The 6713-nt window shown below is 66.3% G+C and carries 6 protein-coding genes; 4 read left to right on the top strand and 2 right to left on the bottom strand.

The genetic code is table 11. The annotated features are described in order from the left end of the window. The first annotated feature begins 165 nt into the window (after positions 1 to 165). A complete protein-coding gene (locus AC1D2H_RS20565) occupies positions 166 to 3702 on the top strand; it encodes an indolepyruvate ferredoxin oxidoreductase family protein (protein ID WP_478012261.1) in 3537 nt (1178 codons plus the stop codon). Between the two features lie 24 nt (positions 3703 to 3726). Here the strand turns inward: AC1D2H_RS20565 and AC1D2H_RS20570 are convergent, their stop codons facing one another. Continuing rightward, positions 3727 to 4656, bottom strand: a complete 930-nt coding sequence (locus AC1D2H_RS20570; RefSeq protein ID WP_478012262.1) for a hypothetical protein — start codon at positions 4654 to 4656, stop codon at positions 3727 to 3729. On the opposite strand from AC1D2H_RS20570, the gene AC1D2H_RS20575 reads away from it, so the two are divergent. Both AC1D2H_RS20575 and AC1D2H_RS20580 read left to right on the top strand, forming a co-directional pair. After that, positions 4638 to 5078, top strand: coding sequence for a DUF6537 domain-containing protein (locus tag AC1D2H_RS20575; protein WP_478012263.1), 441 nt, complete (start codon positions 4638 to 4640; stop codon positions 5076 to 5078). The two genes, AC1D2H_RS20570 and AC1D2H_RS20575, sit on opposite strands and share 19 nt — an antisense overlap. Positions 5079 to 5184: 106 nt before the next feature. After that, positions 5185 to 5736, top strand: coding sequence for a pyridoxamine 5'-phosphate oxidase family protein (locus AC1D2H_RS20580; protein ID WP_478012264.1), 552 nt, complete (start codon positions 5185 to 5187; stop codon positions 5734 to 5736). 10 nt (positions 5737 to 5746) lie between these two features. On the opposite strand, the gene AC1D2H_RS20585 is transcribed toward AC1D2H_RS20580, so the two are convergent. Further along, positions 5747 to 6292 carry a DinB family protein gene (locus tag AC1D2H_RS20585; RefSeq protein ID WP_478012265.1) on the bottom strand — a complete coding sequence of 182 codons (546 nt, stop codon included), beginning with the start codon at positions 6290 to 6292 and terminating at the stop codon, positions 5747 to 5749. A gap of 103 nt (positions 6293 to 6395) precedes the next feature. Here AC1D2H_RS20585 and AC1D2H_RS20590 point away from each other — a divergent pair. Next, a partial coding sequence (locus AC1D2H_RS20590; RefSeq protein WP_478012266.1) for a hypothetical protein occupies positions 6396 to 6713 on the top strand: 318 nt, incomplete at its 3' end.

Below are 6713 nucleotides of genomic sequence, written 5' to 3' on the forward strand. Positions count from 1 at the left end.
ACGCGCCCCCTCGGGGGGCAGCGAGCAGCGCGAAGCGTGGGGGCGTTTCGTTAAATAGCCTCTTTGGAGAAGAATCATCTCATTTGGCCGGCGCTGACCCGGCAATGAGGCAAGTTCTTCCGCCCCCGGGAGGGAAGAATTTCCCGCCCCCAAGGAGACAGTTAGATGGCCGACACCCCCGCCCTGCGCCCCTACCAGCTCAGCGACAACCTCGCGGCCGACAACGGCGCCGTCTTCCTGACCGGCACGCAGGCCCTGGTGCGGCTGCTGCTGGCGCAGAAGGCGCAGGACGAACGCGCCGGGCTGAAGACGGCCGGCTTCGTCTCCGGCTACCGCGGCTCGCCGCTGGGCATGGTCGACCAGCAGCTGTGGAAGGCCAAGAAATTTCTCGAGAAGGCCCACATCGAGTTCCTGCCCGCCATCAACGAGGACCTGGCCGCGACGGCCTGCCTGGGCGTGCAGCGCGTCGCCCTGGACCCGCAGCGCACCGTCGACGGCGTGTTTGCGATGTGGTACGGCAAGGGCCCGGGCGTGGACCGCTCCGGCGATGCGCTCAAGCATGGCAATGTCTACGGCACGTCGATGCAGGGCGGCGTGCTCGTCGTCTGCGGTGACGACCATGGCTGCGTGTCCAGCAGCACACCCCACCAGAGCGACCAGGCCCTGCAGGCCTGGAGCATGCCGCTGGTGCACCCGGCCAATGTGGCCGAGTACCTGGAGTTCGGCCTGTACGGCTGGGCGCTGAGCCGGTTCTCGGGGGCCTGGGTGGGCTTCAAGGCCATCTCCGAGGTCGTCGAGAGCGGCATGACGGTGGACCTGGACGCGGTGGCGCTGAACTTCGACCACGCCGTCGATTACGTCGCGCCGACCAATCTGCACATCCGCTCGGTCGACCTGCCCTCGCTGGAGTTGGAGTCGCGCCTGGCGCACAAGATCGAAGCGGTGAAGGCCTTCGCCGAGGTCAACAGCATCGACAAGCACATCGTCACCAGCCCGGCCGCGACGCTGGGCATCGTGACGGTGGGCAAGGCCCACTACGACTTCATGGAGGTGCTGCGGCGCCTGGATCTCGACCCCAACGCGCTCGCCGCGGCCGGCGTGCGGGTCTACAAGGTCGGTCTCGTCTACCCGTTGGAGCCGACGCGCATCGTGGAGTTCTGCTCCAACCTGACCGACGTGCTGGTCATCGAGGAGAAGGGCCCGGTCGTCGAGCGCCAGATCAAGGAGCTGCTCTACCACCTGCCGGATTTCCAGCGCCCGCGCGTCGTCGGCAAGACGGATGAGCATGGCTGCGCGGTGCTGAGTGCCCTGGGCGAGTTGCGCCCCAGCCGCATCATGGGCACGCTGGCCGACTGGCTGGCGCGGCTCAACCCCGCGCTGGACCGCCGCCATCTCGTCGTCGACTTCCTGACGCCGCAGCTGCTGTCCAACGCGGCCGACGCGGTGCGCCGCCAGCCTTACTTCTGCTCGGGCTGCCCGCACAACACGTCCACCAAGCTGCCCGAGGGCTCGCGCGCGCTGGCCGGCATCGGCTGCCACTTCATGGCGAGCTGGATGGAGCGCGGCACCTCCGGCCTGATCCAGATGGGTGCCGAGGGCGTGGACTGGGCGGCGCATTCGCGCTTCACGACCGAGAAGCATGTCTTCCAGAACCTGGGCGACGGCACCTACTACCACTCGGGCTATCTGGCCATCCGCCAGGCCATCGCGGCCAAGACCAACATCACCTACAAGATCCTCTACAACGACGCCGTCGCCATGACCGGCGGCCAGCCCGTGGACGGCCAGACCAGCGTGCCGCAGATCGCGCGCCAGGTGGAGGCCGAGGGCGTCAAGCGCCTGGTGGTCGTTTCCGACGAGATCGGCAAATACGACGGCCACCATGGCCTCTTCCCGACCGGCACGACATTCCATGACCGCAGCGAGCTGGATGCGGTTCAGCGCGAGTTGCGCGAGATCGAAGGCGTCACGGTGCTGATCTACGACCAGACCTGTGCCGCCGAGAAGCGCCGCCGCCGCAAGAAGAAGGAATTCGCTGACCCGCCCAAGCGCATCTTCATCAACGAAGCGGTCTGCGAAGGCTGCGGCGATTGCGGCGTGGCGAGCAACTGCATGAGCGTGGTGCCGGTCGAGACCGATTGGGGCCGCAAGCGCGCCATCGAACAGAGCAGCTGCAACAAGGACTTCTCCTGCGTGAACGGCTTCTGCCCGAGCTTCGTGTCGGTGCACGAGCCGGTGTTGAAGAAGAAGGCCGGCGGGAGCTACACGGCGCAGGACCTGGCGCGCGAACTCGCCGCCATCACGCCACCCGCGCCCTGGCAGTGGACGGGGCCGTTCGACCTGCTGGTCACCGGCGTGGGCGGCACGGGCGTCGTCACGGTCGGCGCGCTGGTCTCCATGGCCGCCCACCTGGAAGGCAAGCAGGCCTCGGTGCTGGACTTCATGGGCTTTGCGCAGAAGGGCGGCGCGGTGCTCTCCTTCGTGCGCGTGGCGCCGACGCTGGACCTGCTCAACCAGGTGCGCATCGACACCCAACAGGCCGATGTGCTGCTGGCCTGCGACATGGTCGTGGGCGCGTCGCCCGATGCGCTGGGCACCATCAAGGCCGGCCGCACGGTCATCCTCGCCAACACGCACGAGCTGCCGACCGCGACCTTCGTGCGCAACCCGGATGCGTCGCTGCAGGGCGACTCGCTGATCGCCAAGATGAAGTTCGCCGTCGGCGAGCAGGGTGAGCTCAGCACCATCGACGCCCAGGACATCTCCCAGCGCCTGATGGGCGACACCCTGCCCAGCAACATCATCATGCTGGGCGCCTGCTGGCAGCGCGGCCTGATCCCCGTCAGCGAGGCGGCGCTGATGCGCGCCATCGAACTCAACGGCGTCGCCGTCGAAGGCAACAAGACAGCCTTCGCGCTGGGCCGGCTGGCCATCGCGGCACCCGACGCCATTGCGAGACTGGCCGGCGACGTCAATGTCGTCAAGCTCTTCAACTTCGACCAGCTCGACGGGCCTGACGGCCTGATCGAGCGGCGCGCCCAGTTCCTGACCGACTACCAGGACGCTGCCTACGCCCAGCGCTACCGCGCCCTGGTCGAGCAGGTGCGCGCTGCCGAATCTCAACTCGGCAAGGGTCAGCGCCTGACCCAGGCCGTGGCCCGCTATTACGCCAAGCTGCTGGCCATCAAGGACGAGTACGAGGTGGCACGCCTGTACACCGACGGCCGCTTCGAGAAGGCCATGAAGGACCAGTTCGAGAACTGGGAGCGCCTGAGCTTCCACCTCGCCCCGCCGCTGATCTCCAGGCCCGGCGCCGATGGCCGCGCGAAGAAGATCGAACTGGGCAGTTGGACCTTCACCGCCTTCAAGTGGCTGGCCAAGTTCAAGGGCTTGCGCGGCGGCGCGCTGGACATCTTCGGCAAGACCGAGGAGAGGCGCATGGAGCGCCAGCTGATCGTCGACTACGAAAAGCTGGTCGACGAGATCCTGGCCTCACTGACCGCCGACAAGCTCAACACCGCCGTCGAGCTGGCCCGCCTGCCCGAGAAGATCCGCGGCTACGGCCATGTGAAGCATGCCAATGTCGTCGCCGTGAAGAAGCAGTGGCAGGCCCTGCTGGACCGCTTCCACGGCCGTGCGGCCGAGGTGGTAGCCCAGCCGGTGGCGCTGCCGGTGCGGGTCAAGGGCGTGGCGGAGCTCTGAGAAGAGCGCCAGGCGCTCAGCACGTCACGCAAGCGCCTTCACGAGGACCGTCACCAGACCCACTAGAGTCACAACGATCAAGATGACGAGCGCAACTTTCGAGAAAACGTAGGGGCTTTCGCCGCGCTTGACCCGTGCCCACTCAGCCTTCAAAACCGGCGCTGCCTTTTCGTGCAAGCTATCTAGCGCCGCCTCTGCTTCATCGTACAGATCAGCATTGACAGCCCTGCGAATGTTCGCGATCGCAGCAAGCAGTGTGTCGTTGCGGCCCTTCATGGCGGAATCTGTTTCTGCCGGATTGATCCTCAGGCGGATTCGAGACTGCGAGTGAACGAGCTGCTCAAAGGTTTCCTTGAGCATCTTTTCATACTCAATGGCCTGAGCCCCTCCCTGTGTTTTCGTCCGTTTGGCGTCAGCCAGCAGTGACTCGTAATAGAGGAACGATTTTCCGGACGATGAAAAATCTGCAAGATCATTTCGCAAGGCATCAATCCAGGCCTGACGGAACTCCGAAGTCTTTTGCTCCTTGGCAATGATCAGCCCGAGCAGGCCAAACAACCCCGCGACAAACGCCGCCGCAATCGGAGCGATAACGGAAGCCGGAGCGTTCGACGGCGGCTGACTGGGGCAACTTGCACAACCTGCGACCACATGAACCACACCATTCGCACCCGGTGGCCCGGGCGGTCCTGACGGCCCCTGAGGTCCTCGAACACGCGCGACTCCTGTGCCGATGACATTGGTAATACGAACTTCGGAATTGCGACAGTCGAGTCCGCCTGTATCACAGGCTACCCCACGGACAGAAGATGCATGCAAAGCAGCACTGGCCGGGTTCTCTGGCTGAGCCTGCGCCATAGACAGCGCCGAAAAAAACAACCCGACGGCAAAGCCGGTGGCGCACCCGAAGCTACGAAGCGTCCACGGCCGCACTCTTGAGAATTCTTGTTTCACGAAGACCCTCCCTGGATCTGTCAGTTCTGATCGTCTCTTGGCGCCTAAAACCGCATCAGCGCCAATCTGCGCGGTGTCCAAACTGTAAGTGGCGGGCGGATCTGAAAGATCAGCGCGGCGACGCGCTCGACATCTTCGGCAAGACCCAGGAGAGGCGTATGGAGCGCCAGCTGATCGTCGACTACGAAAAGCTGGTCGACGAGATCCTGGCCTCACTCACCGCCGACAAGCTCAACACCGCCGTCGAGCTGGCCCGCCTGCCCGAGAAGATCCGCGGCTACGGCCATGTGAAGCATGCCAATGTCGTCGCCGTGAAGAAGCAGTGGCAGGCCCTGCTGGACCGCTTCCACGGTCGTGCGGTCGAGGTGGCGGCCCAGCCGGTGGCGCTGCCGGTGCGGATCAAGGGCGTGGCGGAGCTCTGAGCGCCTCGCGCCGTCTGGCCTGACAGCCACATGGCGTGAAGGCTGACACGGCCTGCCGCGGGCGCGACCTATCTTGAGGGAACCGTTGTTCAGCCAAGGATTCCCCATGACCGCCCCCATCCTGAATTCGTCGACCCAGGACATGCATCCCACCCACCCCAGGGATGCCGACGCCTTCCACGACCGCTCGGGCGCCGAAGCCCTCGAGAAGATCCGCGAGGTCGCCAAGAAGGCCGAGACCTGCTTCCTCGTCACGCATGGCGGCGTGCGCCCGATGGGCGTGCGCGAGATCGACGAGGACGGCACGATCTGGTTCCTCAGCGACAAGCACAGCCACAAGAACGCCGAGATCGAGGCCAACCCGCAGGTGGAGCTGTACTTCCAGGCCACCGAACATTCCGGCTTCATGCACCTGAGCGGCCAGGCCGCGGTGCTGCACGACAAGGCCCTCATCGACAAGCTCTGGACGCCGCTGGCCCGCGTGTGGTTCGAACAGGGGAAGGACGATCCCTGCGTCAGCGTCATCCGCGTGCAGCCCACCGGCGGCCAGTACTGGGACAACAAGCACGGCGATGCCGTGGCCGGCGTGAAGATGCTGATCGGCGCGGTCGTCGGCAAGCAGTTCGACGACGGCGAGGTGGGCAGCCTGCGCCCCTGAGCGCGAGGGCCTAGACGGGCTCGGCCCAGCCGAGCGCGGCCATGTCGTCGACGCGGTGCTTGTCGTCCCCCAGCAGGATGAAGTCGTCCAGCTGGGGCGGCTTCACGGCCGTGCCGGCCAGCATGGCGTGCGCCTGCCCGCGGTGGTGGGTCTGGTGCATGAAGAGGTGGCCCAGCACCCGGCCCACCGGCTCGCGCGGACCGTTCTCGATGCCGGCGCCGCGGTCGAAGGCGACGATGCGCTCTTCGTCGCCCGACGCCAGGCCTGAACAGACCTCGATCAGGCGCAGGTCGCTTTCATCCTGGCGCGCCGCCAGCTCCAACACGGTCTTCGCTGGCACATAACTCGCCCAGATGCTGCGCATCGCCGCGTCGCCCCGCAGCGCGGCGATGTAGTAGTGGTCGACGTTGAGCACATGGTTCAGCGTCAGCGCCAGACTGGGGAAGAAGCTGGTGCGCGGCGCATGGAAATCGGCGTCGGACAGCTGTGCCAGCGCGCCGAGCAGGCGGCGGTTCATCAGGCGGTTGGCGCGGGCCTGGATCAGGAAGAGATTCATGGCGGGCATTGTGCGCGGGCCGGGGTCGCCAGGGGCTGACGGCGCGGGCCGGACATGCTTCAATCGATGCGCAGGCATTGCGCCGCCAGACAAGAGAGACAGCTTGCGCATCGGAGACGGCTATTCCGGGCCAGAGATGGTCAGCACGACCGCATGGGTGGCCGCTGCGGCGGTGCTGTCCCTCGGTCTCGCGCTGACGGCCGCGGCGGTCATCTGGCAGCAGCACCGCGCCGGCGCCGAGGCCCGCGGCCTGCAGGAGCGCCAGGTCGAGCGCCTGCAGGCCGACGTCGTCAAGCGGCTGACGATGCCGGTCTACGGCCTCAAGGGCGCGCGCGGCGCGCTCGCGGCGTTGGAAGGCAAGTTCAGCCGCGCCGCCTTCGATGCCTATGTCGAGTCGCGCGACCTGCCCATGGAGTTCCCC

The sequence above is a fragment of the Roseateles sp. P1_C1_2 genome, assembly GCF_056406535.1.

Coding starts and splice junctions, on each gene's coding strand:
- AC1D2H_RS20565 (WP_478012261.1), top strand. CDS start 166: ATGGCCGACACCCCCGCCCTGCGCCCCTACCAGCTCAGCGACAACCTC.
- AC1D2H_RS20580 (WP_478012264.1), top strand. CDS start 5,185: ATGACCGCCCCCATCCTGAATTCGTCGACCCAGGACATGCATCCCACC.
- AC1D2H_RS20585 (WP_478012265.1), bottom strand. CDS start 6,292: ATGAATCTCTTCCTGATCCAGGCCCGCGCCAACCGCCTGATGAACCGC.